Genomic DNA, 24,402 nt, shown 5'->3' on the forward strand with positions numbered 1-24,402 from the left:
GACGGGTAAATAGAAGCCTAATATATACTAGATTGCCCTCAAATTTGCTAATACAATGACTCATGCCACCGTGAAGCAAAAAAAGCTTATGAATCTGCGAATCATAAATAGCTATAAACAAATATTAAATAGCCTTTAACTTTTGTTGTTATGTAAGTTATCTTTATATCAAATTGGTTTTTAATTCTTTTAGGAAGTTATAAATCTGCTTGTCAAATAGTATCAAGAAAACTTTTATTGATACACATAATCGAGAAATAAATATGAAATTGATTTTTATTGTTCTTTTTTCCATAAGCCTTGTTTACGGGCAGTCCGATAAAAATCTGACCGTCGGCTATGGAGATCGGTACGACAGCTTGCCAAAAATAAATTTCAAGACCGCGGCAGCAGAAAACTATGAAAAGGCATTCAGCGCCAATATCATTGCTAATATTGTACCTGCAATTGAAAAGAAAAATTTCGTGATTCCAACAGGAAAAGGTAAGTTAAAATTTAAAAAGTATGATTCTTCAGCCGGCCAAGGAGATGGATTCCGGGGTTGGGAGTATAACGGCTATTTTCCACAGCTGAAAATGCATATTTTGATAAGCCATTCTGTTGCCGAAAGTTTGGGCTTTAGCGATTTGGTTTTGTTGGATAGCATTGAGGGTTGCCAACATAGGATTGCTTCGGTAGGTGATGGTGCTGTTGAAATTCCTATTCCATCCCCTGACGGACGGTTTCTGGCATATTACTACAATGAGGTGTACGCACCTAATAGCTGTTTTATAGGAATTCTTGACCTGCGAAAAGGAATTCCATTTCGGATTCGTCTTTCCGAAAACAGTAGTTTTCAAACCGAAAACTGGGCAGTGGAAAATATTAGATGGATCGATCAGAATACCATAATTGTAAAAGCTTATACACTTAAAAAGGTCGGCAATGAGAGAAGCAAGCAGTTTACTTATTACACTGCTGAGTTAAACAATAAGATAAATATCAAGTAAAGTACCATTCATTGTGGACGTTCTGGATTTTAAAACGACTTTATCATGTGGAAAAATATTACGCTTACTATACTCGCGCTAACGGCTCTAAGCTGCAGAAACGAAAGAGAACACAAAAATCGAACTGATCCACAACATGCAGTTCTCACTGGTGACGAAAAGAAAGATACTGCAGGAGTTCTACTGACTGAAAATAGGAATATGCAGCTGCGAGGGAGCGATAGCATGGACCTATCCGCTGTACATACCACCAATGAATCTAATGCAACTACAAAAGTGAAATTCAATGAACTTGAAATAGCCGTTAATGGCATGACCATTTTTGATGCAGAAAAAATGGAACGGATTCAAAAAGATACTGTTGAGATCGAAGCTGAGGTTGGAGAAACCATTGAAGGACGTACCATCTCCATTTCGAGCGAGCAACTTATCGGTTTGAACATAGAGCAACGCTATGAAACGAGTGTAACCATTATGAATGAAGGTCCTCACTGTGACCTCATTGACTGGAAACATTTTAATTCTGACTGGATTTCGTTAAAACAAAATTCAAATGGACAATTTGTAGGCGATAAATATACCGAACAAGATTATAATACCTTTCCCGCAGTCTCGATGGACGAGTTGAAGCAAAAAGTCAAAGAACAGTGTGGAGAGGATTGGTTTAAACTTTTGGAAAAAACAAATTCTCCACGTGAATATCCTTGTGCCATAAGTATAAGTCGATATTTCTTACGAATCGTAGGTAAGCGGAAGGACAATGGGCAAAAAGTATCCAAATTAATCATTATTAAAACTCCGATGGGATGTTAATGGTTGAATTAACCATTCTGTTTTTTCTGCTATTTTTCGAAAATCAGACTTTCCCAATCTTAAACAATATCCCAATAATTATTGTGAAAATGGTCTTCGCAACTGCTGCGGTGTGTATGTTACCAAATAGCATAAAGCGGTATTAATAAAAAACGTAAACACTAAAATATGTCTGAACGCTTAAAGCATCTTGTTTCGCCGCTTTTTATTTTTTTTCTTATTCTATTAATTATCAATGATTTTTTTCTGAAAGCGGTATTCCATAATACGTTTACCGGAAAACTATCTGATTTCAGTGGACTTTTTATTTTCCCTATTTTCTGGTCCGCTATCTTCCCTAAACAAAAATTAACGGTTTTTATATCCACAGCAGTCTTATTTGTTTTTTGGAAGAGTGAATATTCCTCGGTTATCATACAATTTATGAAGCCCTACTTTGGTATTGGAAGAACCGTGGATCTTTCGGATCTGATCGCATTACCCATGATATTGTTGGCGTGGTTCTACACAAAAAGGAGGGCACAACAGTCCGTCAATCCAGTCTTAATAACGCGATTGAGCACATATTTTAGCGCAGCTGTCGCAATTTTTTCTTTCTGTGCTACCAGCCAACAAAGATATATCCAATCTTTTGATCAACCGCAGTATGTACTGTTAAAAGATCCGACAATCCAACATCTTAATTTCGATGATGAATTGGAATTTCATAAAAGCGATTCCTTACTTGTTGTCAAAATAAATTATCTAGCTACCAGTAGGCCTGAGCGGAACGATGATTACAATAAGAATCAATCGGTCAAAACTCTTGATCTTGCCATTTTACATCGTTTAGCAGATAGTGCTAGCCTTGTTTCGCCCGGAAAAATAACCTTGCTTACAGTCAATACGGAGGAGGGGAGTGATTCTTTAAGATTTAATGGTGGGCGACTTGATGGACGGTTCATCAGGACAAAAGGAGGTAAGACTATCATTGAAGGGTTTTACAAGATGGGATTAGAAGACTCAACCTGGATAATCAGGGACACGATCAATGCCGATAAGGTCATCAAGACATTTGTTAATGGAGAAACAATCAATATCAAACACTATAATCATGATAAACTCCAATCCTCTTCAAATATCAACACCCGTTCTGACACCATTTTTAATATCTATTTGCAGTTGGTAATTCTGGCCCTGTGTCTGGCGGGTATATGTTATTTATTATATAGAAATTATCGCAGGACCATCCCGGATCATTTTAAGCTCAAATTACTGTGGAGGTTGCTGTTATGCTTTATTTCTCCGTTCGTCGTCTGGCTGTTTTATGTCGGGATTATGTTATTGCTTATGAATTATAGTCAAGATATTTTCGAGACTTTAGCGACAATTATATTTATTTTTATCACAGTTTGCCCATTGATGTTTGTCATAGTTTTTTTTATAAAGATCAGAAGGCCAATAGATATTCTCTGGTACAGTCTCTTGTTCGCTCTAGCTGCCAGTATCTGGGCAACCTACCTCACACTTGGGGCGCTTTCACAATGAAGATAAACTCACCTCTGTCGAAATCCTACAATAACGAATAATAATCTAAAGGAAATTACTACCATTGCTTCGGATAAATGCAAATACCCCGAAAAGTTTATAGCTATCCTTGGTCCGGCGTCTTAGGTGTATTGGGAAATGATATCCTTGTCACAAAATCGTGATTCCTGATAAAAGCAAAAAAAGACTACTTATTTAGTAGTATTTATCGGTAAGATGTTTTATATTTGTGATCAAATCGTTTATCAATTGGCGTTGGCAGCGATACAACCTAACAAAAACAAAGTTCAAATGAAACCACAAAGATCAACCTTTTCCGTCATTCACAACATGAAAAACATTCGATTTAACCTTACTCCATTTCGAATGCGCTATTGCGCTTAATTTTTTTTTCTAGACTTTTTTAATGGATAGTAGGGGATAGTATTTCTCTTATTATCAATCATGCCACAAGTAGCATCATCCTACTTGTCAGTATTCACTTATTAAACTAATTCATCCCTATGAAAAAATACGAAGTATTTTTCCAGTGCTCGCTATTGCTTTTTTTCCTGTGCAGCAGTATTCTTTTTGCTTCCGCCCAGGAGGGCTTAGTACCCAAAGTGTTTCAAAATGAATCCACTGGGCAAAACTTGGAGAAAGATTATTATTTTCCTGCAGGAAGCCGTTTTGTGGCAAACATCCCCACTCCAAGTCAATTTTTCAATCATCAAATCGGTCATAGTCATACCCGTTATGACCAGATTGTTGATTATTTTAAGATACTTGAGCAACGTTCCGGCCGGATAAAGATAGATACGATTGGTCGTACCTGGGAAGGGAGACCGCTGGTCGTGCTGAAAGCTTCTTCACCCGACAACATACGCAATAGTGAACAAATTCGTCAACAGCATATCGAAACGATTAACAAAGCAAAAGAGAACCGGATCGTATCTAATGAAGCACAGCCCGCATTGGTATTTTTAGGTTTTAGTGTGCACGGTAACGAAACCTCAGCTGCCGAAGCATCTATTTTAACCGCTTATTACCTAGCAGCTGCCGAAGACCCAGCTGTTGCGATCTCACTTGCAAAGGGAATATTTTTTATAGATCCAGTCCGTAATCCAGATGGTTATGATCGTTATGTCAATTGGGTCAATGCTAATGCAGCATTTCCACCAAACGGAAGCCCTCTGGATAGAGAGCACAACGAAGTTTGGCCCGGAGGCCGAACAAACCACTATTGGTTTGACTTAAACCGCGATTGGATCAATCAGGTAAATCCCGAAAGTAAGGCGCGTGTCAGCTACTTTCAACATTGGCTGCCCCATTTTCAAGGCGACTTCCATGAGATGGGAGCAGCATCTTCCTTCTTCTTCGAACCTACAAAGACCGATGCTCAAGAATCTCCCTTAGTCCCTAAAAGTACATATCAGCTAAATCAGAAATTTGCTACTTACTATGCGAAGGCATTGGATGAAATAGGATCTTTTTATTTCACCAAAGAACAATTTGACAATATCAATCCAACTTATGGATCTACCTATCCTGATCATGCCGGAAGCTTGGGAATTCTTTTTGAGCAAGCAAGTCCACGGGGCCTCTTTCAGAAAACAAGCAATGGTGATCTAACTTACCCCTTTGCTATTCGAAACCACTTCAGAATAGCCTTGGTGAGCATTAAAGCGTCTATTGATCATCGTAAGACGCTTTTGGAAAATCAACTGAGATTCTTTCTGTCGGCGTTCGAATTGGCTCAAAAAGACCCAGTTAAAGGTTACTTGGTGGATCTAAAATACAATAATAACACAGCCGCACATTTCAAGGAACTTCTTGCCAGGCATCAAATCCGCTACCTAACGAACAATCGTGACCGTAAGGTAGATGGTAAAGATTTTGAGAAAGGAACTTCCATCATTATTCCGACAGCGCAGGCAAACTATCGGCTGGTCAAAGTCATCTTTGACGAAACCAAAACATATGTGGACAGCGTTTTTTATGATGGCTCGGGCAATTCCATTGCTTACCTCTATGGCTTCTCTTATGCTAGTCTAAAACAAGGAGTGGACAACGGAGAGAGCGATCAAAGTTCTGCTATCAATCCGCAAGCTATTGCCCTGACAAGGAGCAATTATGCCTATCTCGTAGATTGGCGGCAGGAGGGAGCAGCTTGGTTGTTATCCCAATTGCTACAGCGCGGCATCCTTGTGAAGTCCGCTAGCAGTCCCTTTGAACTGTCGGATCAGGGCAGGACAATAGGGTTTGATTATGGAAGTTTGCTGATTCCCATACAAGGTCAGCCCATCTCAGCAGATGAATTATTTGATCTCTTGCAGAAATTGAATAAAAGAGGAAATATAACGATTGCATCCGCTTCCACGGGATACAGCGGAAAGGGAATAGATCTCGGAAGTAGTGGATTTAAAGGCCTCGCACCTCAAAATGCATTGCTTTTAACCGGAAATGGGATTAGCGCTTATGAGGCCGGAGAAGTGTGGTATACATTTGAGCGCCAATTGGAACAGCCGATCTTACGGTTAAATCTTGATCAATTTAGTCGTGTAAACCTCGAGGAATATCAAGTACTTGTATTGGCTAGCGGCGAGTACACTGGATTGAGTTCGGCTGCTATTGAGCGTATCCGTGCTTGGGTAAAAAATGGGGGAACATTAATTGCTTTTGGACGTACTGGACAATGGCTTGCCGGACAAAAGATTGCTTCTTTTCAATTTCTTGACGGAAGGAGCGATAGTGTAGTGCCGAAAGAGGAAAAACCAACGAAAACAAAGGAACGTTTTGATTATGCTTCCGCCCAAGGTAGGGAAGGAACAAAACGTATTGGTGGAACCTATTTTAACACTGAAATTGACAGAACCCATCCCATCGGTTATGGTTACACCCAGAAAACAAAGCCTGTTTACCGCAACCACACTCTTTTTGTTGAGCTAGGTGACCAGGCCTATAATAATGTTGCAATTTATAGCAAGTCTCCCTTATTAAATGGATACGCATCAGCCGAAAACCAAAAGAACATCACAGGTACAGCCAGCATTATCGTAGAAAATAGTGGGAATGGACGTATTGTATATTTTGTTGACGATCCCTTATTCAGAGGTATTTCCTTTGGCAATGCACGCAGCTTTTTTAATGCGGTCTTGCTCGGACAGGTTCTTCAGTCTGGGATAAGAAGATAAACGATTACAAACTAACAACCAATAAAATAGGATAAAACTATGATTTATTCAATGGAGAGTGAGGAGTTCATAAATATAGCTGAAAAGCAAAATATCCATGAATAATCCTACCGGAAAATGAATATATCAGGCAGTTTTATTAGAAAAAGCAAACTGGGCATAGTGATTTCATTTATACCAGTGAAAATAAACACTCCTAAATAATTTAAATAGATGAAAAATAAACTGACATTATTTACTGTTTCGATGCTGTTTCTTGCCACACAGGCATCGGCCCAAAAAGTTGCAGCGCTACGTTTAACTGGAAAAATAGAAGGATTGAAAGAAGGTAAAATATATCTTCAACAATACGATAATAAAGTATTTAAGACGATTGATTCAGCCTCAGTCCACAACGGTCGATTTAGTTTCGGGACTCAAGTGCAGTTACCCGAACTCTATGGTCTGAAGTTGAATGAAGAAGGTTATCCCGTCCAACTTTTCTTGGAGGATGCTCCAATTGAAGTGCTCATCCAGTCTGGAGAAAATGGCGATCATGCTACCGTGAGAGGATCAAAAGCTCAAGCTTATTTTGAGCGCGCAAATAAAGAGCAACGTAAGTATACTGCCAAGCAGTTTATTGAAGCAGATCCCAAATCTATTGTCGCTGCGTATGCATTGTTCCGCAACTATTCCTATAATCTGTCTCCGGATGAGCTCGAAGAGCATATAAAGTTGCTGGATGCCTCATTGCAACAAACACAATATGTACGCATCTTGAAAGATTTAATCTTAAAACAGCGTGCCGTATTGCCGGGTAATAAAGCCTTAGATTTTGTGTCTACTGGTCCCGATGGAAATAAAATACGATTCAGTGAGCATCTTGGTAAAGGATATGTGCTGCTTGATTTTTGGGCAGCCTGGTGTGGTCCTTGCCGTCGGGAAAATCCCAATATTGTTGCAGCTTTCCAGAAATATAGAAACCATGGATTTAGCGTATTTGGCGTATCACTGGATAAGAAAAAAGCAGATTGGCTAAAAGCCATTAAGGACGATGGATTGGATTGGACTCAGGTTTCTGATCTTTCGTTCTGGGATACAGAAGCTGCAGCTCTGTATGGTGTCCGTTTTATCCCGAGTAACCTACTTATCGACGAGCATGGTATTATCGTGGCCCGTAACATTAAAGGCGATGCGTTATTGCAGAAATTAAAGGAAATCTACGGCGAGTAAAGAACAAACAAAAACATCAAACAGAAAAACAATGAGAAAATCAAGCTTGTTTTATTTGCTTCTTTCATTAGCTGGCAGTGGGGCCGTGGCACCTTCCTTCGCACAGGAGCAAACAAAATCTATTATAAATGCTGTACTCAGTGGTGTTGTACAGGACGCTGCTACCGGAAAGCCTCTTGCTGGTGCAACCTTAAGTCTAAAGGATGTAACCCATCATGTAAGTACCGATAAATTTGGGAGATTTCAATTTGTAACCGGACAGAAATTGCCCTTTACAGTTACAATATCCTTTGTGGGGTATACAAGTCAGACCTTGGTCATAGATCATTCTCCAGTGGTTATTGAACTTGAGCCTGTGGATCATACACTTGAGGAGACCGTCGTCGTAGGTTATACTACTGCAAAAAAATCAAGTTACACAGGATCCGTAGCGACGGTAAGTGGCAAAGAATTGGATAATCTACAGATTACGACGATTGGGAAAGCATTGCAGGGGACGGTACCCGGGCTACAGTCCATTGCCGCAGCAGGTCAGCCTGGAAGTGATGCTGAATTATTTGTCAGGGGTGTAGGCTCTGTAAACGCTTCAACAGCACCGCTTTATGTCGTAGATGGTGCCCCGGGGGCCAATCCCAATAGCCTCAATCCAAAAGATATCCTTTCTATTTCGGTCTTAAAAGATGCGACAGCAAGCGCACTATACGGTTCACGTGGTGCAAATGGCGTCATCGTGATCACAACAAAATCCGGTGAGCTGAACAGTAAGACTGCCGTTAACTTTTCGGCGAATTACGGTTATACAGGGAGGGCAGTGAAAGATTATGAATACCTATCCCAGCAGGAATATTATGAATTGCAATGGGAAGCAATCCGCAATACGCAGCTCGATCAAGGGAAATCCGCCGGCGATGCTGCCCAGTACGCTACAGATTATTTGGTCGATGGTGCGCTTAAAGTAAACATCTTTGGGGCTAACTATCCAAAGCCTGTGGGGCTCGATGGAAAGCTGGTTGCAGGAGCAACATCACTCTGGAACGATAACTGGGGAGAAGCAATTGCCCGAAGGGGGATACGCCAGCAATATGACCTTAGTTTGAGTGGTGGCGGCGCAAGTACTCGTTATTATCTTTCTGCCGGTTACCTCAATGAACAAGGCTGGATTCGCACGGCTGATTTCAAGCGGTATAATTTCCGAACAAATATACAATCTAAGGTGAACAACTGGTTTGAAGTTGGCGGGAATGTTGCCTTGTCATCAGGCTTTCAACGTGCGCCTACGCAGAGCGATAGCAATACCGGCAACTTCGCTAACTTTCAGCGTTTAGTGTCCGATCTGTATCCCGTCTATCAGCGCAATCCTGATGGGAGCTATGTGCTGGATGAACAGGGCAATAAGATCTGGGACTATGGGTTATGGCGCCCAACAACAGCTGCGAGTGGTTCAAATATTTTAGGCAGCGCTGAAAATGCAATTTCCGGTACCAACAATGAATCAGTTTTGTTGGGGACCAATATCAAAATATCATTTGCGGACAATTTATTCTTGAAGACCTCGGCCAATATCGACTACCGAAACACGAGTTCACATACCTATTCGCATTCGTACTATAGTACGGGTGTCCTTACAGATGGAGCGGGATCCGCAAGCCGAAGTTCGAGCCGTACACTCAACTATACGGTCAATAGCTTTCTGAACTATGCGGCTACATTTGGTAATAAGCATAGCATTAGTGCTCTGGTTGGTCCCGAAATCTATGTGGAAGGAGCTTCTTCACTATCAGGTAACCGCACGGGCTTCCAGGTGCTTGGTAAAACGGAGCCATCCGCAGGGACATTAACGGGACTTCTTCCGATTATAAGCTCGCAAGCTGGTTGGGACAGGTAAATTATGATTATCTGGACCGCTACCATTTTTCTACGAGCTACCGTAGAGACGGTTCATCCCGCTTCAGTAAGCAATCGCGTTGGGGTAATTTCTGGTCCGTCGGTGCGGCTTGGAACGTGAAAAAAGAATCCTTCCTGAAAGAAATCAGTACGATCAACAACCTGAATTTACGGGCGAGTTATGGAGCCCAGGGAAATGATAAAGTTGGTAACTATGCCTATGGCGGATTCTATTCCATTTATAACAGTTTGGACAATCTGGGGCTTTTACCGTCTGATTTACCTACACCAGATTTGAAATGGGAAACAAATCTTAATCTCAATATCGGTGCTGATATCGCTTTATTCAATAATCGGTTGGTAGCACAGATTGATGTCTATGACCGGAAGTCAAAAGACCTGCTTTTCCAAAAGCCACTTTCACCGTCTACAGGTTATAGCGGGATCGATGCCAATATTGGCTCATTGAGCAACCGTGGAATTGATGGGCAGATTACAGGGGTACCTATTCGAAACAAAGATTTCAGATGGTCTATTACAGCAAATGTGGGGCACTATAAAAATAAAATCACCAAACTACCACAAAAAGAAATTCTCACTGGATCCATTGGGCAGTATGGTAACACGAAAAAAATGGTTGAAGGTGGTTCCATCTATGATTTTTATATCAAGGAATGGGCGGGAGTAGATCCAGAGACTGGCAAGGCAACCTGGTATAAGGATGTAAAAGATGCGACAGGAAATATAACTGGGCGCACGACGACAACGAATCAAAATGAAGCATCATTTTATTTTGAAGGAAGTTCATTGCCAGATCTTTATGGTGGTATTAGTAACAGCTTTAGTTACAAAGGAATAGATTTGTCTTTCTTGTTTTCCTATAGTCTAGGCGGAAAAATCTTTGATGGTGATCAACCCATGATTATGCATGTGGGTTCAGCACCGGGGCGAAGTTGGTCCAAGGAAGCCCTCAATAGATGGACACCCGAAAATAGAGATACCGATTTCCCCCGATTGTCTTACGTGACCGATTCCTGGAATAGTATTCCTTCCACACGTTTTCTACGGAGTGCAAGCTATGGACGCCTAAAGAATTTGAGCTTAAGCTATACTATTCCGCGTAATCTTGTGTCAAAATGGTCTCTTTCCGATGTCCGGATACGTTTTGTAGGTGAAAACTTATTGACGTTCTATGGAACTCAGGGCCTGGACCCAGAGCAAACAGTAGGTGGAGTTACCTACTATCGCTACCCGGCACAGAAGTCATACGCTCTCGTCCTCAATGTTTCCTTTTAACATTCCTATTTGATTTATTATGAAATTAAAATATATCACCATCATTTTTCCTTTATTGGTACTCTCATCCTGTCGAGACAGTTTCTTTGAGACTGCTCCTGCAACCCAGATTACGACTCCTGAGGTATTTTCTTCTGAGAATAATATTGATGCCTTTATCAACGGATCAATCCGCTTTTTGATGGAAAATAGCACCTCTCAAGACAATCCTGGGCTCCCGACCATATTCCTCACACATGAAGTGATGGGAGAGGACGCTATAGCACGGGATGGCCGCTATGGTTTTCGGGACTCATATCCCTATAAAGATCCTTTTGACAACACCACCCGTCGGGCGCTTTTCTTTTGGACCTTGCAATATAAATCTATTGACCATGCCAATAATCTGATAGCCAATGTGAAAATTGACGATAACAGTAAAGAAAGTTTAAAACACCTCAAGGGGCAAGCCTATGCCTTGAGGGGATTGAATTATCTCAATCTCGTACGTCAGTACCAGTTTACCTATGTGAAAGACCCAAATGTCAAGGCAATACCGATTTATACCGAACCAACGACACCAACGACGGTTCCCAAACCACTGGCTACAGTAAAGGAGGTTTATGAGCAGGTTATTTCCGATTTAAAAGAAGCCGAAAAATTATTGGCGGGTTTCAAGCGGAAAGTGAAGAACAGACTAGACCTCAATGTCATTTATGGTCTACTGGCTAGAACATATTTGACACAGGAAAATTGGGCGCAAGCACGTGATTATGCAGCAAGAGCACGTGTCGGTTATCCAATTATGACGGCAGAGCAGTACAAGGAAGGATTTAACGATGTCAGCAATCCGGAGTGGATCTGGGGACACCCACAGACCGCGACCCAAAATTTGGGTGGAGCTTCTTTCTTAGCCTATATTGAGACAACTCCTTACGCAACAGATGCCAAAGGTGTAAATCTATATTTTGGTTATAATAGCATTATTCCTGACCCCAATTTTATCAGCTTATTTACAGCTGCTGATGTGCGTAAATCGCTTTTTGAGATTGCCAAGCAACCTGCTGAGGCGATTTATCGCTCCTATCGTTACCGTAAGTTTAGAAATAAACACCCCAACCGCGATGGACATATCGTTTTAATGCGATCATCAGAACAACTGCTTATCGAAGCCGAGAGTAGAGCTCGCCTGGGCGATGTAAAAGGTGCTATAGACCTCCTAAACGAATTAAGACGTAAACGGACTTTGCAAGATCTTGATGTCGCAAATTTCGATAAGGCAAAGGCGGTACAGGAAGTTTTATTGGAGCGCCGTAAAGAACTATGGGGTGAAGGTTTCCGTCTTTACGATATTCTTCGGACGCAGACGGCGCCTGTACGTCGTGAGGCTAATGAGACCTTTGTGGATGATGCTGGAAAGACAGTAGCTGTGATGGGACATTATATTCTCAAGTTTCCGGATGGATCCAGCTTATCTCCAAATAGCAAATATTTTTTATTTCCTATACCTCTAAATGAACTGAATAATAACCCAAGTTTGCAAAACTAATTGATGGTTAGTTGTTTATAAGGGGGGCTAAAAGGCCACTTAGAAGAAACACTAAGTGGCCTTTTATTACAATGCTGCTTCTTTCTAGTATAGAAAAGAAGCAGGCTATCAAATCGGGGAATGAACCAGTTGTTAATAGATCATTTATTCCATTTATTGATGAAGGCGAATTTCTTCCGCTTGATGCATGAATAAGCTAGCAAGCGAGATTTAGCTTATTCTATTTTTAATAAGAGTGCTATATCCTGTTTTGCGAGAACATGACCTTTATTGACAATATTACTTTTTAGATAAAGAAAACATTGGTCGTTATGGTCGAGCTTACCGATAGTCAGTTTTACCGATTTTATATCGAGCGTATTAATTTCTGATGGATCCATCTTATCGGGGTCTGCAATTAGTTTTCCCTCTTTCCTAATTTCTTCAAAATCCCAAGAGTATCCCTTCCATGGTCCCGCAACTAACGTTGTATTTTTGCTGTCCATGATGCGTTGACTTTTGTATTTCAAGGGTATACTGTCGATCACGATCGTATAGTCCTTAAGATGAATTGCGAGCTCTTTTAAATAATGTGGAAAGTCTTCGGGCACGAAATAGATGCTGTTGTCTTTGTGAATGATCTTAAGCTTTACAATCCCTATTTTATCTATTTTTACCGATTGTGAAACTTGTATAAATACCGCGTACTCCTGTTCGCTAATGCCCAAATTTTTGTGATAGGGCATAAGTTCCCCAGGTTTTAATTCACTCATTGTTTTTAGAAACCAATCTTGGTTCTGTTGAATGGCAAGTTTCATTTTTTTGAGAATTTCTGACTCGGCGGTATTCAGAGGAGGGGTGCCCAACACCTCTGCGACATAGTCACCCTCAGGAAGTAATCTGTCAACGAATTGAAGCGCCATTACTGTGCTGTCTGTTTTAGTCCTCTCTTGAGCAAATCCATTCATGGAAAATAGTAGGGTAGCTGTGCAGGCGATAAAAGAAAGATATCTACGGAGAAATGTCATGTTGAACTTGAGCTTTTGTAAACGTTATAAGCGTTTAAGTTACAGCTTAATTCTGATAAATAAGAAGCTGAAAAGGAATCACATAATAGGAAATGGCAAAGAGAACTTGCTGAAAGTACATTTAACAATTTGATAATACCTGATTATTAACTTTGCAGAGCAGCTTGATTAGATTAAGAACGTGAATTATATTATTATCGTAGGGGCAACCCAAGCCTTAATGGCTTTGGGAATTTTATTGAAGGACAAAAAAAATAATGGACAGCATGATAATATCCTTTCTTATTTATTAGCCTCCATTTTTTTGCATCTGGCAATCAGTTTTGCATTGAACGTCTTTTGGCCCAATTCAAAAATCCATCAGCAATTCAATACATTTATCGCATTGGCATATCCCGGTTTGTTATGGTGTTATATACGTTTTCTCGAACATAAGGGAAAGTCCATCGATATTCTTTTGGCGATGTTTCCATCGATAGGTGCATCTATTGGTTACTTTTGGATTGCTGCCTATGTGATCAACCATTCTGGCGAATTACCACCATTCATCAAACTGTACAATTCAATATCTGGTTATGCATATACGATATTATATATCGTGTACCCGTTAAAAATTTTGGCTAAGACACATACGATACCGACATTTTGGAAACTTGAAAAACGTATGGTTAGACTGGCCGCTTCCCTGTTCCTGTTTGTTGGGCTCGCATTTTTAATCATCAGCATCTGGACTCGACTATCTGATATATCCGTCTATTTTAATCTTATCCATCTGTGGCTCCGTCTGATTATTTATTCTATATTGGCGGTTATCTGCATATCTATTATTTATGTCAAAGTAAGCTCCTTCCTATATGTTCATTTATATCAGCAGGAGCAAGTAAAGCCGCATATTCTTGACCATCAGCATGAAAATCGGTTGGACAGCTCGATGGGGAAATCCCGATACCCATCTGCTGAGGAAAATGAAAGGAATGCCGGTATAGACTATGTAGGTATTTTGGCGAAGGTAGAAAATCTGATGTCCCAGCATAAAGTCTTCTTAGATCCAAGTCTCACATTAGATATTCTTGCTACAAAGGCCGATGTATCACGTCACCATCTTTCCGAAACGTTAAATCAGTACCAGGAAAAGTCCTTTTATCAGTATGTTAATGAGTATCGAATTAAGGAGGTTATTACATTAATGGATCTGTACAAAAGCAAAGGAGAGACCATCAATATACTTGCGATGGCATTTCAGGCTGGATTCCATTCCAAATCCTCGTTTAATCAATATTTCAAAAAGGTTCAGGGCTGCACACCTTCGGCCTATCTCAAAGCAAAACCACATTATAACCTAGTGAATACCTAAGTGAATATTCTTGTCCATCGGGCTGGAAAAGCGGGTATTAATTAATCCTAAAAGCGGTGTTCTACGTCGCGATCAGCGTATCAATTTATCGGTAACCTAATCTTAATGCAAAGTTAATGTTTGTAAATTACATTAAATGAGTGCTTTGTGGTGTTTGATGCTAATTGGTCGTACTTCTTTATCGAGAAAGACGACAGGCATCTCATGAAATATCAATTTCGTAGCAAATAACAAAAATTGATTACATGATATGAAAAGAACATTACTCTTTTTGATTTCGTTGATGCCATTCTTTTTACAGGCGCAACAAATTACAGGGACTGTCACTTCAATGACCGACGAGGTATTGCCCGGTGCTACAATACAAGTGGGGAAGTTGACTACACAAACCAATCTCGATGGTAAGTTTACATTGATTTTAAAAGAAAAGGGACCTGTTCGACTTGCTGTTTTCTACACCGGTTATCAAGCATTTGTGTTAGATACACTTGTTTCAGGCGAGGGAGTTCATTTGGGAATAATCAAATTGCAACCATCCAATAATAGCCTGGGCGAGGTTGTCGTCGTCGGTTCTTCAGCTGGTTCTCAGCTCAAGGCATTAAACATCAAAAAAACGGCAAATGCTATTATGGAAGTATTGGCGGCGGATGCTATTGGTAAATTACCCGATCGCAATGCTGCCGAAGCGGTACAACGCATTCAAGGGGTTTCCATTGAACGAGATCAAGGGGAGGGGCGATATGTTTCCGTACGTGGCACACCCATACAGTGGAGTGCGTCTTTGTTAAATGGGAACCGGCTTCCTTCCGCTAGTCTTGACTATGCAGATCGACGGATTCAGATGGATATTTTCCCCTCAGAGATGATTCAATATGTGCAGCTATCAAAAGCAATCACTCCGGATATGGAGGGAGATGCTATCGGAGGGTCGATTAATTTTATTACCAAAGCAGCTCCCTTAAAACGTACACTCCATATCAATGCGGCTGGCGGCTATAATGGACAATCTCAGCGCGGATCATACAACAGTTCAATCCTCTTTGGCGACCGTGTTGCGCAGGGAAAATTGGGTTATATCCTTTCGGCAGTAATCTGGGACCGAACAGCTGCCCAGGACCGATATAACCTAAACTATGATTTTTCGAACAGTAATGCTACGCAGGCTTTTTCCATCACAGATCTACAATTGCGGGATTATATTGCACGCCGGCGTACACTGGGATTTAATGGTGGACTTGAATATGCATTCAATGAAAGGCACAAAATCATGGCTAAGGGACTCTATAGCGAATATATGGACGCTCAGCGTGTCCGTGAGAATTATTTCTATTTTAATACCAAAACAGCGACCATAACAACCAGAGCCGCAGATTACCATACAAGCCTTTACTCTGGAGAGCTTAGCGGGCAGTCGAGTTTTTCAGAACGATTTGGATTGGATTGGGCACTGAGCATGGATAAGTCCGCTTTTAAATTTAAGGACCCCGATTACTATCCAATGGCAACCTTTTCCCAAAAGGTTGATTATGATGGCTTGGCTCCAGATGGAAAGAAATACCTCGCGATGGATTCGCCAGATGGAACAGGGGACTATATTGACCATATCCTACCTCATCTTGCTTCCACTACAGCGATTAGCGCAGAAGCCATGAAATTAACGCAAGTTGTCAATATCAGGAGCAAAAATCAAGAACGCAACAAGCGTGTTGGAGTAAACTTGAAATATACACCTAGCAATTCGTTGATCGTTAAATTTGGTGGAAAGTTTATCCACAAGGATAAGCAGGTAGAAAACCCCTATAGTATTTATGTAGCCGGTATCTCTGGAGCTGCTCCAACATTAGCCAGCCTAGGTACTGAACCCTATCCCTATCGGGGTGGTTTTTTGACCGAAATAGGATCGCCTTACAACAATGTGCTTATTGATCAGGTAGCTATGGCATCAGTGAGGCAACTTGCATCACCGGAGGGTATTGCCGAAAACAAGTTGTACCCATTCCGCGTCGATTCAGCTAGCAACGCATCAGGTGCCGCCAACTACTACAGTGGAAAGGAAAATGTATATGCAATTTATGGTTCTGCTGAATTTAAATTGACAGAGCAGCTCACCATTATAGGAGGAATACGAAACGAGTACAACAAAGTTACTTTTTCAGGCAACAAAGTATCCACGCTTGCAGACAAATCGACTAAAGTAGAAGCAATCAATCAGGACAATAGCTATAATGCTTTTCTGCCAATGTTGCATGTAAAGATCAATGCGACGAAGAATGATATTATTCGGCTGGCATTCACGCGAAGTTTCACCCGTCCCGATTTTGGTAGCCTCAATCCCGGTACGACACAGGACGATATCAACCGTGTCATCACCCGTGGTAATCCAAACTTGAAACCCACTTTCGCTAGCAATTTTGATGTCATGGCCGAACATTACTTTGGCGGCATAGGTATGTTTTCGGCAGGTGCATTTTACAAAAAACTTTCCAACCTGATCTATTCCAATCAATCTACACAAGATATTGATGGTGTTTTATTCAATGTAAATGAGCCCGAGAATCTTCAAAATGCCTGGCTGTTAGGTTTTGAAGCAGGTATATCCAAGCGATTTACAGAGCTGCCAGGAATATGGAAAGGATTTGGAGTAGATGCCAACTATACCTATACAGACTCAAAAGCGAAAGTTCCGCGCTTTGACAAAGGAAAATTGATAGAAGATGAAAGCGTGATTCCTAAGCAGGCAAAACACTTGTTCAATGTCTCCTTGATCTATGAGAATAGCAAGTTTATGGCACGTATTGCCGGCAATTATAAAGGTAAATATCTTGATGCCATTCGTCAGGTCGCAGGACCTGAGCATTACCGTTGGTATTCAAGCAATTTTTCGGTAGACTTTTCTTCTTCCTATAGTATCAACTCGAAATTCAGATTATTCGCCGAGTTAAATAACATTACTGGAGCCCCGGTGCGCTACTATCATGGTGTATACGATCGTGCCGAACAAGCCGAATGGTATTCTGTCCGTGGTCAAGTGGGGATCAGTGCAAAACTTTTTTAAAATATAACAAATATGGAATTCAAACAGATTATCCTAACAACGTTGTCCACCCTGGTACTAGGTACTGGAGTTATTCATGCTCAGCAATCCGAGCTTCCACAGCTTAATGCATTAAAGATCAATCAGATTCAGGTGCTTGGTACGCATAATAGTTATGCTAGGTCTGTGGATCCACGTCTTGCCGCCTATGCTGACCCTATTTTTGCAAAAATGATGGAAAAGATGACCACATTAATCCCCGCGGACAAGCTTGCGTCATTTAAGGAGTTTCATCCAAATCCGATGACGATGAGCGAAGGCTTGAAATATGATCACCCATCTTTTGATGTACAGCTCGACAGTGGTATTCGGAGTTTAGAAATGGATGTCTATTATGACCCTACAGGACATCGTTTCAATAAGCCCGCTGGGTACGAAGTATTAAGTAGCATGGGTGTTTCGGATCTGGCGCCCTATCAAAAGGAAGATTTGGAAAAGCCAGGTTTCAAGATGCTCCATATTGCAGATTTTGATTTTCGATCGCATTATGCTACTTTCCGAGGCGGCTTGAAAGCGTTAAGAAATTGGTCCGACAGACATCCCGGACATCTTCCGATCTTTATTATGGTCGAAGCAAAGGACAAAAGCATACCAATCTTTCCAAATAGCGCTGAGGTTCTCCCTTTTGATGAAAAGGCATTCGATCAGTTGGATGCCGAAGTTGTCGAAATATTGGGAAAAGATAAGCTTATTACCCCAGATGATGTACGTGGAAAGTATACCACCTTACGTGAGGCGGTGCGTTCGGGCAACTGGCCGACTATTAAAACATCCCGTGGAAAATTTGTTTTCTTGTTACTTCCGGCCACTGCTGGAATGAATCTGGAATCTGCTTATGTTAAAGACAGACCCAATCTTGAAAAACGTATCATGTTTGTACAATCGGAACCCAATGATAGTTTTGCATCTTTTATCCTGTTGGACAATGCGCTAGTTCGTCAAAATGAAATTCAAAATCTTGTAAAACAAGGTTATATTGTTCGTAGCCGTTCAGATATCGAAACCTACGAAGCAAAGATCAATGACTATACGAGGGCAGATGCGGCTTTTAATAGCGGAGCCCAGATTATATCCACCGATTTTTTTAGACCAGGTAATGGTTACCATACGTCCTATTATGTGAAGTTGCCTCATGGCAACCCCGCTCGTTCAAATCCTATCAATGGAAGAAAGTGAAGCGTAGATGCTCAGAAACAATAAAAATAAAGAATAAAATAGTACCGTTTCAATATTGAAGCGGTACCATTTTTATTTGAAACTTTTAAAACTCTAGTAAACAATGATACTAGGGGACTAAAAGCGAAAAGTGGCTGTTAGAAAGGATGCACGTGGTGGAATGGACACTGTCGCATAGGGTGACTGTTTTTGGACTGCGAGCGTATATTGCTCTTTGGTAAAGCTATTATTGCCTTCCAATGTTTCCAATATACCTCCTGGTCTTACCCAGCTCATTACACCATATGTATTTAATAAGTTATTGATATTGAGACTTAGTTTTACGCTTTTGCTGAGGTCATAACCCGCTCCAAGGTCAAATTGAGAAAAGGCGGGCAAGGTGAATGTGTTGACCACATTAGCTTGCCTTTTTCCAAGGTAGGACCAGGTGATAAAAGTATAGAATTTTCCATTAAGATAGGTGGGCGTGAGATTGAAAATAGCGCGAGCATTATTATCTGTTTCGTTGCCTGAGTAGGAAATCTTAGTATCATCTTCAGGTCCAGGATTATTGGCTACCCATGACTCGAGATTAACTATTTTAGAACGTTGAAGAGTAGCTATACTACGTATGTTAAAGTGCTTGTCGATCTTCCAGTCAGCTTCAATTTCCACACCCATTGTTCTATATTTTCCGTATAACATCTCAGGTGTATAAAATCCGCCGCCGCTGGCTTGCAAAAATTGCCCGTTGGGTACACCACTAAGAATACTATAGAATGGTGTGACAAAGATGTTGAGCGTTTTTGTTTTAGCTTTTAATCCAACTTCTATTTGTCTAGTCGTACGTTCTTGGGGGTGTAGCAGTCCAATTGTTTCAGGTCTATTGGTAGCGAAGTAAACATCTAGGTCTGGTGCTTTTTTACCTTGAGAATAACGCCCATAGAGGGCAATATTGGTACTGAAGGTATAGTTTAATGCACCGGAAAAAGAAACCGTATGAAGAGTCTTATCATAATCTACCCTTGTTATTTTGTCAACAGTATTGTTGTCGTAAAACGTCTTGGGGTTTCCATCTGTACCTCCCTGTAGTCCAGTTTTCATATAGATACGTTCGTTATATCCTTTGATATTTACATTTTCATAACGGAGACCCCAGTCAAACGTCAACTGTGGATTTATATACCAGGTATGGCCAAAAAATAAGGCCGCCTGGTTTTGTTTAGCATTGAATGTCAGCGAGGCACCATTGTCGCCATACGCTTGCGCGATGCCATCACTGTTACTTATTTGATGTAAGCCCGTCGTGCCGGCGAGTGTCGCGCCAGTAAACTCGAGGGAGATCAGCTGGGGCCTATTTTCAATTGTGCTAAGCGCAATACCATCTATACCTGAATAACGTCTTACATTTGAATAGCCATAATAACCCCCCAGTGTAAAATTCATCTTATCTGTAACCTTTTGAAAAGAAAACTGATCAACAAATTCCTTGACGTTATTTTTATAAGCACCAAAAGTGGTCATAAATACGGAATTGAGCAGAAGGTCCTGTCCAGGAAGTTCATTCTTGTTAACCGTGTAGACTGGTAATCCATTTGAACCTAGCGTTGAAGTAACCTGCATAAGTTCGGCTCCTGTTTTGGCATTCTTGAAAGAATAGGAACCGATTCCCAAACCCTGTTGTCCGGTCATTAAAAAATAGGTCGTCATGTCCGTTGTACTCATTGCTGTGACAGCACCGGGTGTGTTATAGAGAATATCATTGCTTGAATAACGTGCCGCATTATTAAGAGTCCAGCCCGCACCCAATTGTTGTTCCCAATTGACACCACCTGAACGATATTTACTTTTGACTAGATTCTTTGGGTTAAAAGAAATAGAACCACCATATCTAAAATCCTGCGAGGTATAATCAACTGCTGGCATCAACACCGTAGCGTTAATGTCAAAACCTTGGGCCGGTCTTGGTTTGTCGAAATCTTTTGTCGGAATAAACTGGACATAACCATTTCTGTCGTTCAAGTATTTCGCGAAAAACTTAAGCGTACCTCTTTTCAGTTTCTTGACTACATTCGCCTTGACCTGACCGCCATTATTCATGGGATATCCAGGATATCTGCCGCTTTCATCATATCTGTAGAAACCACCAATATTATAAAACCAGTTATTTTTCAATGGCCCACCAATATTCAGATCAACACGGGCATAGCTCCGTCCATCGATCCCGACCAGACCATATTTTGTTCTCAGTTCACCCTCGAAACGATCCGTTCCAGTTTTGGATACGTAATTAAAAACGCCTCCAGGGGCATTGGCTGCGGTAATAGATGCAGTTCCCCCACGTACAGCTTCCAATCGATATAAGGTTGCATCAGGACGGAGGAAAAAATCAGGACCATAATTGAAATATGTCGTGTTGGTTACCGGTAAACCATCTTCTTGCATGGAAACATATTCGTAACCAAAACTACCATCTTGTGTCCCAACGGTGATGCCTCTGCTGGCCACGCTATTGCGTATTTCGCCTAGTGACGAATTAACAAACACCCCAGGTACATTTTTCAAGAGATCGGCAGCACTCAATGGGACTACCCGTTCTATTTGTCCGGCATCTAGTGTACTGATCGCAACGGACGCGTCCATACGCTTGCGTTTGTCAAAAGTTCCCGTCACAAACACTTCATCCATCTTGTTGTTTTCGGATGTAAGTATCACTGTTGTATTTTGCCCAGGACTTGCCTGTTGCTCTTTGTTGAGATAACCGATGGAGGAAACTTGTAGTATAACAGACCTACTCGTTACCCCTGCTATCTGGAATGCCCCCAGATGATCACTCACAGTTCCCAAATTGCTGTTTTTAACTTTGATGGTAGCCCCCTGTATCGCTTGTCCACCAGTATCTTCTATTTTCCCTGAGAGGATATTTGACTGTCCAAAACAGAACGTAAAGGCGCAGGTCAAAAATAAGATGAGAAGATAATTTTTGTAATTTATTGATTGTGTTTTCATAGCGGTTATAATTGGTGATATCGACATTATAACAGTGCTTGGTAAACTGACACCTTGAATTTGTCGCCGAGTTCGTTGTGCCTTAGTGGCCACTGTTGTATAAATAGTAGTGCAATTATTTTTTCTCGCGGGTCCGCCCAAAAAGTCGTTCCGAAGAATCCACCCCAAGAGATGCTTCCTTCTGATAGACCCAATCTCGCATTGCCTTCACTTGAAGTGATCTGAAAACCAAGTCCAAATTTATCGTCCCCCAAAGAAAGATATCCGATCTGATTTTTGGTCATTATTTCTATCGTATGTCGTGATAGTAAACGATGACCATTATAGATACCTTTGTTTAATAGCATCTGAAGGAATAGGGCATAGTCTTTTAATGTTGATACAAGGCCGGCCCCACCAGCGTAGAGTCCATTGTGATTAATTGGATAGTCAATAGAGACATTCGGAAAAGTATTGTCAGCCCATGGCATGACTGTTCCAGTTTGCTTATCTTCTGTGTAAACTTGGACCAGTCGATGTTGCTTTTCTGTGGGTAAGTCAAAATAGGTATCCTCCATTCCTAATGGTTCAAAAATTCGAGTTTTGAAAAATTGATCGAGTGTTTTTCCGGAAGTGACCTCAACTAACCTTCCCAATACATCTATACCCAGACTATAAGTAAATTTTTCGCCAGGTTGGTGGATAATAGGCAAGGTCCCCAATTTGTTAATCATTGGTTCAAGTAGTAGGGGAGTTTTTGAAAATCCGGCGATGATACCTGCTTTGGCATAGATTGCTTGCATCTGTGGCGATCCAATTTGGGCGTAATCTAAACCAGAAGTGTGTGTAAGCAGGTCGCGAATTGTAATCTCGCGCTTGGCGGGTACAGTAGTAAATGTACTGTCCTTTTCATTAAACTTATCTAATACACGAGGTTTAGCAAAGGAGGGGAGATAGCGTGAGATTGGATCATCTAATAAAAATTTACCTTCTTCATAGAGCATCATAACGGCGGTGCTTGTAATCGCCTTTGTCTGTGAAGCGATCCGGAAGATCGCATCCTTGTCCAAACTCTTTTTAGGTTTTATCCGATCTACTCCAAAAGCTTTATGATAAACGGTGTTTCCATGATGAATCAATAGAGCAGCTGCACCTTTTATCCAACTACTGTCGACGTACTGTTGTAATAACAGATCAATACGTTGGAGGCGCTCTTGGGAAAATCCATGGATTGTTTTTTCAAGATTACCTTCTTTGCCAGGTACTTGCGCAAAAGATAGCAAGGGCAGCAAGGCATAAATTAAATAAATAGCTATTTTCATCTTTTTCTGAGCAAAGTAATTTTTGAAAATTATTTTATAGGTTTATAGAAGTATTCATACATAAAACTGTATAATTCCGGAAATACCCTATCAGGTAATAAACCATGTGGATAACCGGGAAAATTATGCAGTTCTACTGGAATACCGGCTTTGATCAGTTTAACACCTAAATCCAATCCACCATCACGTAGAGGATCGACACCACAGGTTGCGATATATGTAGGGGGTAACTGGCTGAAATTATCGGTCATTCCTGGCAATACATTCTTAGGGATCTTGGAGGCATAATCTTTGCCTATGTACAGTTTCAATAGGTAGGGTATATCGGCTCCTTTCACGCCTGGTATTTGCCAGAGCTCACGTACAGAAACGTGGTTTGTATCTATATCTGCAGGAGGAAAAAATAAAGCCTGAAGGGCGATTTTTGGTCCCTTTCGTTCGCGATTTAATAAAGTCATGCTGCCAGCAACTCCAGCTCCGGCGCTACCGCCACCCAAACCTATTTGTGTTGTATCCCCCTGAAAATTTTTCGCATTCTTAATACTCCATAGAAAAACAGCATACGCATCGTGAACTGCGGCTGGGTAAGGATGTTCAGGTGCGAGTCGATAATCTACCGAAATAACGACAACCTTTCCCCGTATTGCCATATTTGCACAATGCTTATGGTCTCCGTTCAGATTTCCATAGACAAATCCACCACCATGAAACCATAAGAAGATTGGGGCAGTAGCACTGTATTTGGGTTTGTAGATCCGAACTGGAATTTCAGGATCACCCGCCTTCAAACCGGGGACATTGCGATATGTTATCTCCACACTATCTGCATTGGTTAATAGCGGTATAGTGGATTGCTTTTCTTTCTCCCTTACGGACTTGATATTTTCATAGTCCAACTGTGTGAGGGGCATCAATGCCAATGGAGCGTATTTGGGGAGAAGTCTCTGACTTACTTCTTGAGGAGTAAGCGGGCGGACTGTGTACTTATCTTGTGCCCGAATCCCCAAGAGATGAACAAAGACCAAACATGTGATAAAAATAATCTTTTTCATATATATAT

The 24,402-nt window shown here is 41.1% G+C and carries 15 protein-coding genes; 11 read left to right on the plus strand and 4 right to left on the minus strand.

Going from position 1 to position 24,402, the window contains the following annotated elements; all coding sequences use genetic code 11:
* Positions 1-263 precede the first annotated feature (263 nt).
* The 8 genes from OGI71_RS02950 to OGI71_RS02985 all read left to right on the plus strand — a co-directional run bounded on the left by OGI71_RS02950 (position 264) and on the right by OGI71_RS02985 (position 12,422).
* Entirely contained in the window at positions 264-989 is a 726-nt protein-coding gene (locus OGI71_RS02950; protein WP_282253800.1) for a hypothetical protein, read from the plus strand.
* Positions 990-1,034: 45 nt separating this feature from the next.
* Positions 1,035-1,802: a hypothetical protein gene (locus OGI71_RS02955; protein WP_282253801.1), complete on the plus strand. Its 768-nt coding sequence runs from the start codon at positions 1,035-1,037 to the stop codon at positions 1,800-1,802.
* 168 nt (positions 1,803-1,970) lie between these two features.
* Entirely contained in the window at positions 1,971-3,329 is a 1,359-nt protein-coding gene (locus OGI71_RS02960) for a hypothetical protein (RefSeq protein WP_282253802.1), read from the plus strand.
* Positions 3,330-3,832: 503 nt separating this feature from the next.
* The gene (locus OGI71_RS02965; RefSeq protein WP_282253803.1) at positions 3,833-6,502 is read left to right on the plus strand and encodes a M14 family metallopeptidase; all 2,670 of its coding nucleotides are present in this window, start codon (positions 3,833-3,835) and stop codon (positions 6,500-6,502) included.
* A gap of 213 nt (positions 6,503-6,715) precedes the next feature.
* The gene (locus OGI71_RS02970; RefSeq protein WP_282253804.1) at positions 6,716-7,714 is read left to right on the plus strand and encodes a TlpA disulfide reductase family protein; all 999 of its coding nucleotides are present in this window, start codon (positions 6,716-6,718) and stop codon (positions 7,712-7,714) included.
* 31 nt (positions 7,715-7,745) lie between these two features.
* Entirely contained in the window at positions 7,746-9,599 is a 1,854-nt protein-coding gene (locus OGI71_RS02975) for a SusC/RagA family TonB-linked outer membrane protein (RefSeq protein WP_282253805.1), read from the plus strand.
* Positions 9,587-10,894, plus strand: a complete 1,308-nt coding sequence (locus OGI71_RS02980) for a SusC/RagA family TonB-linked outer membrane protein (protein WP_282253806.1) — start codon at positions 9,587-9,589, stop codon at positions 10,892-10,894. Before OGI71_RS02975 ends, OGI71_RS02980 begins: the two co-directional genes overlap by 13 nt.
* Before the next feature lie 19 nt (positions 10,895-10,913).
* Positions 10,914-12,422 carry a RagB/SusD family nutrient uptake outer membrane protein gene (locus OGI71_RS02985; RefSeq protein ID WP_282253807.1) on the plus strand — a complete coding sequence of 503 codons (1,509 nt, stop codon included), beginning with the start codon at positions 10,914-10,916 and terminating at the stop codon, positions 12,420-12,422.
* A gap of 215 nt (positions 12,423-12,637) precedes the next feature.
* Here OGI71_RS02985 and OGI71_RS02990 read toward each other — a convergent pair whose 3' ends face one another.
* Positions 12,638-13,429, minus strand: a complete 792-nt coding sequence (locus OGI71_RS02990; RefSeq protein WP_282253808.1) for a hypothetical protein — start codon at positions 13,427-13,429, stop codon at positions 12,638-12,640.
* Positions 13,430-13,610: 181 nt separating this feature from the next.
* Here OGI71_RS02990 and OGI71_RS02995 point away from each other — a divergent pair, with 181 nt between their 5' ends.
* The 3 genes from OGI71_RS02995 (at position 13,611) to OGI71_RS03005 (ending at position 19,053) form a co-directional block, all read left to right on the plus strand.
* The gene (locus tag OGI71_RS02995; RefSeq protein WP_282253809.1) at positions 13,611-14,783 is read left to right on the plus strand and encodes a helix-turn-helix domain-containing protein; all 1,173 of its coding nucleotides are present in this window, start codon (positions 13,611-13,613) and stop codon (positions 14,781-14,783) included.
* A gap of 250 nt (positions 14,784-15,033) precedes the next feature.
* Entirely contained in the window at positions 15,034-17,838 is a 2,805-nt protein-coding gene (locus OGI71_RS03000) for a TonB-dependent receptor (RefSeq protein WP_282253810.1), read from the plus strand.
* A gap of 12 nt (positions 17,839-17,850) precedes the next feature.
* Positions 17,851-19,053 carry a Ca2+-dependent phosphoinositide-specific phospholipase C gene (locus OGI71_RS03005; RefSeq protein ID WP_282253812.1) on the plus strand — a complete coding sequence of 401 codons (1,203 nt, stop codon included), beginning with the start codon at positions 17,851-17,853 and terminating at the stop codon, positions 19,051-19,053.
* Between the two features lie 117 nt (positions 19,054-19,170).
* Here OGI71_RS03005 and OGI71_RS03010 read toward each other — a convergent pair whose 3' ends face one another.
* Genes OGI71_RS03010 through OGI71_RS03020 form a run of 3 tightly spaced genes read right to left on the minus strand, consistent with a single transcriptional unit; the run spans position 19,171 to position 24,394 of the window.
* Positions 19,171-22,041 carry a TonB-dependent receptor gene (locus OGI71_RS03010; RefSeq protein WP_282253813.1) on the minus strand — a complete coding sequence of 957 codons (2,871 nt, stop codon included), beginning with the start codon at positions 22,039-22,041 and terminating at the stop codon, positions 19,171-19,173.
* Between the two features lie 26 nt (positions 22,042-22,067).
* Complete coding sequence (locus OGI71_RS03015; RefSeq protein WP_282253814.1) at positions 22,068-23,342, minus strand: serine hydrolase domain-containing protein; 1,275 nt, start codon at positions 23,340-23,342, stop codon at positions 22,068-22,070.
* 29 nt (positions 23,343-23,371) lie between these two features.
* Positions 23,372-24,394, minus strand: a complete 1,023-nt coding sequence (locus OGI71_RS03020) for an alpha/beta hydrolase (protein ID WP_282253815.1) — start codon at positions 24,392-24,394, stop codon at positions 23,372-23,374.
* Positions 24,395-24,402 lie beyond the last annotated feature (8 nt).

The sequence above is a fragment of the Sphingobacterium sp. ML3W genome (assembly GCF_029542085.1).
Taxonomy (GTDB): Bacteria; Bacteroidota; Bacteroidia; order Sphingobacteriales; family Sphingobacteriaceae; genus Sphingobacterium.

Bases quoted from the DNA above. Each gene is read 5' to 3' on its own strand.
- OGI71_RS02950 (WP_282253800.1), top strand. From the start codon at position 264: ATGAAATTGATTTTTATTGTTCTTTTTTCCATAAGCCTTGTTTACGGG.
- OGI71_RS02955 (WP_282253801.1), top strand. From the start codon at position 1,035: ATGTGGAAAAATATTACGCTTACTATACTCGCGCTAACGGCTCTAAGC.
- OGI71_RS02960 (WP_282253802.1), top strand. From the start codon at position 1,971: ATGTCTGAACGCTTAAAGCATCTTGTTTCGCCGCTTTTTATTTTTTTT.
- OGI71_RS02965 (WP_282253803.1), top strand. From the start codon at position 3,833: ATGAAAAAATACGAAGTATTTTTCCAGTGCTCGCTATTGCTTTTTTTC.
- OGI71_RS02970 (WP_282253804.1), top strand. From the start codon at position 6,716: ATGAAAAATAAACTGACATTATTTACTGTTTCGATGCTGTTTCTTGCC.
- OGI71_RS02975 (WP_282253805.1), top strand. From the start codon at position 7,746: ATGAGAAAATCAAGCTTGTTTTATTTGCTTCTTTCATTAGCTGGCAGT.
- OGI71_RS02985 (WP_282253807.1), top strand. From the start codon at position 10,914: ATGAAATTAAAATATATCACCATCATTTTTCCTTTATTGGTACTCTCA.
- OGI71_RS02990 (WP_282253808.1), bottom strand. From the start codon at position 13,429: ATGACATTTCTCCGTAGATATCTTTCTTTTATCGCCTGCACAGCTACC.
- OGI71_RS03000 (WP_282253810.1), top strand. From the start codon at position 15,034: ATGAAAAGAACATTACTCTTTTTGATTTCGTTGATGCCATTCTTTTTA.
- OGI71_RS03005 (WP_282253812.1), top strand. From the start codon at position 17,851: ATGGAATTCAAACAGATTATCCTAACAACGTTGTCCACCCTGGTACTA.
- OGI71_RS03010 (WP_282253813.1), bottom strand. From the start codon at position 22,041: ATGAAAACACAATCAATAAATTACAAAAATTATCTTCTCATCTTATTT.
- OGI71_RS03015 (WP_282253814.1), bottom strand. From the start codon at position 23,342: ATGAAAATAGCTATTTATTTAATTTATGCCTTGCTGCCCTTGCTATCT.
- OGI71_RS03020 (WP_282253815.1), bottom strand. From the start codon at position 24,394: ATGAAAAAGATTATTTTTATCACATGTTTGGTCTTTGTTCATCTCTTG.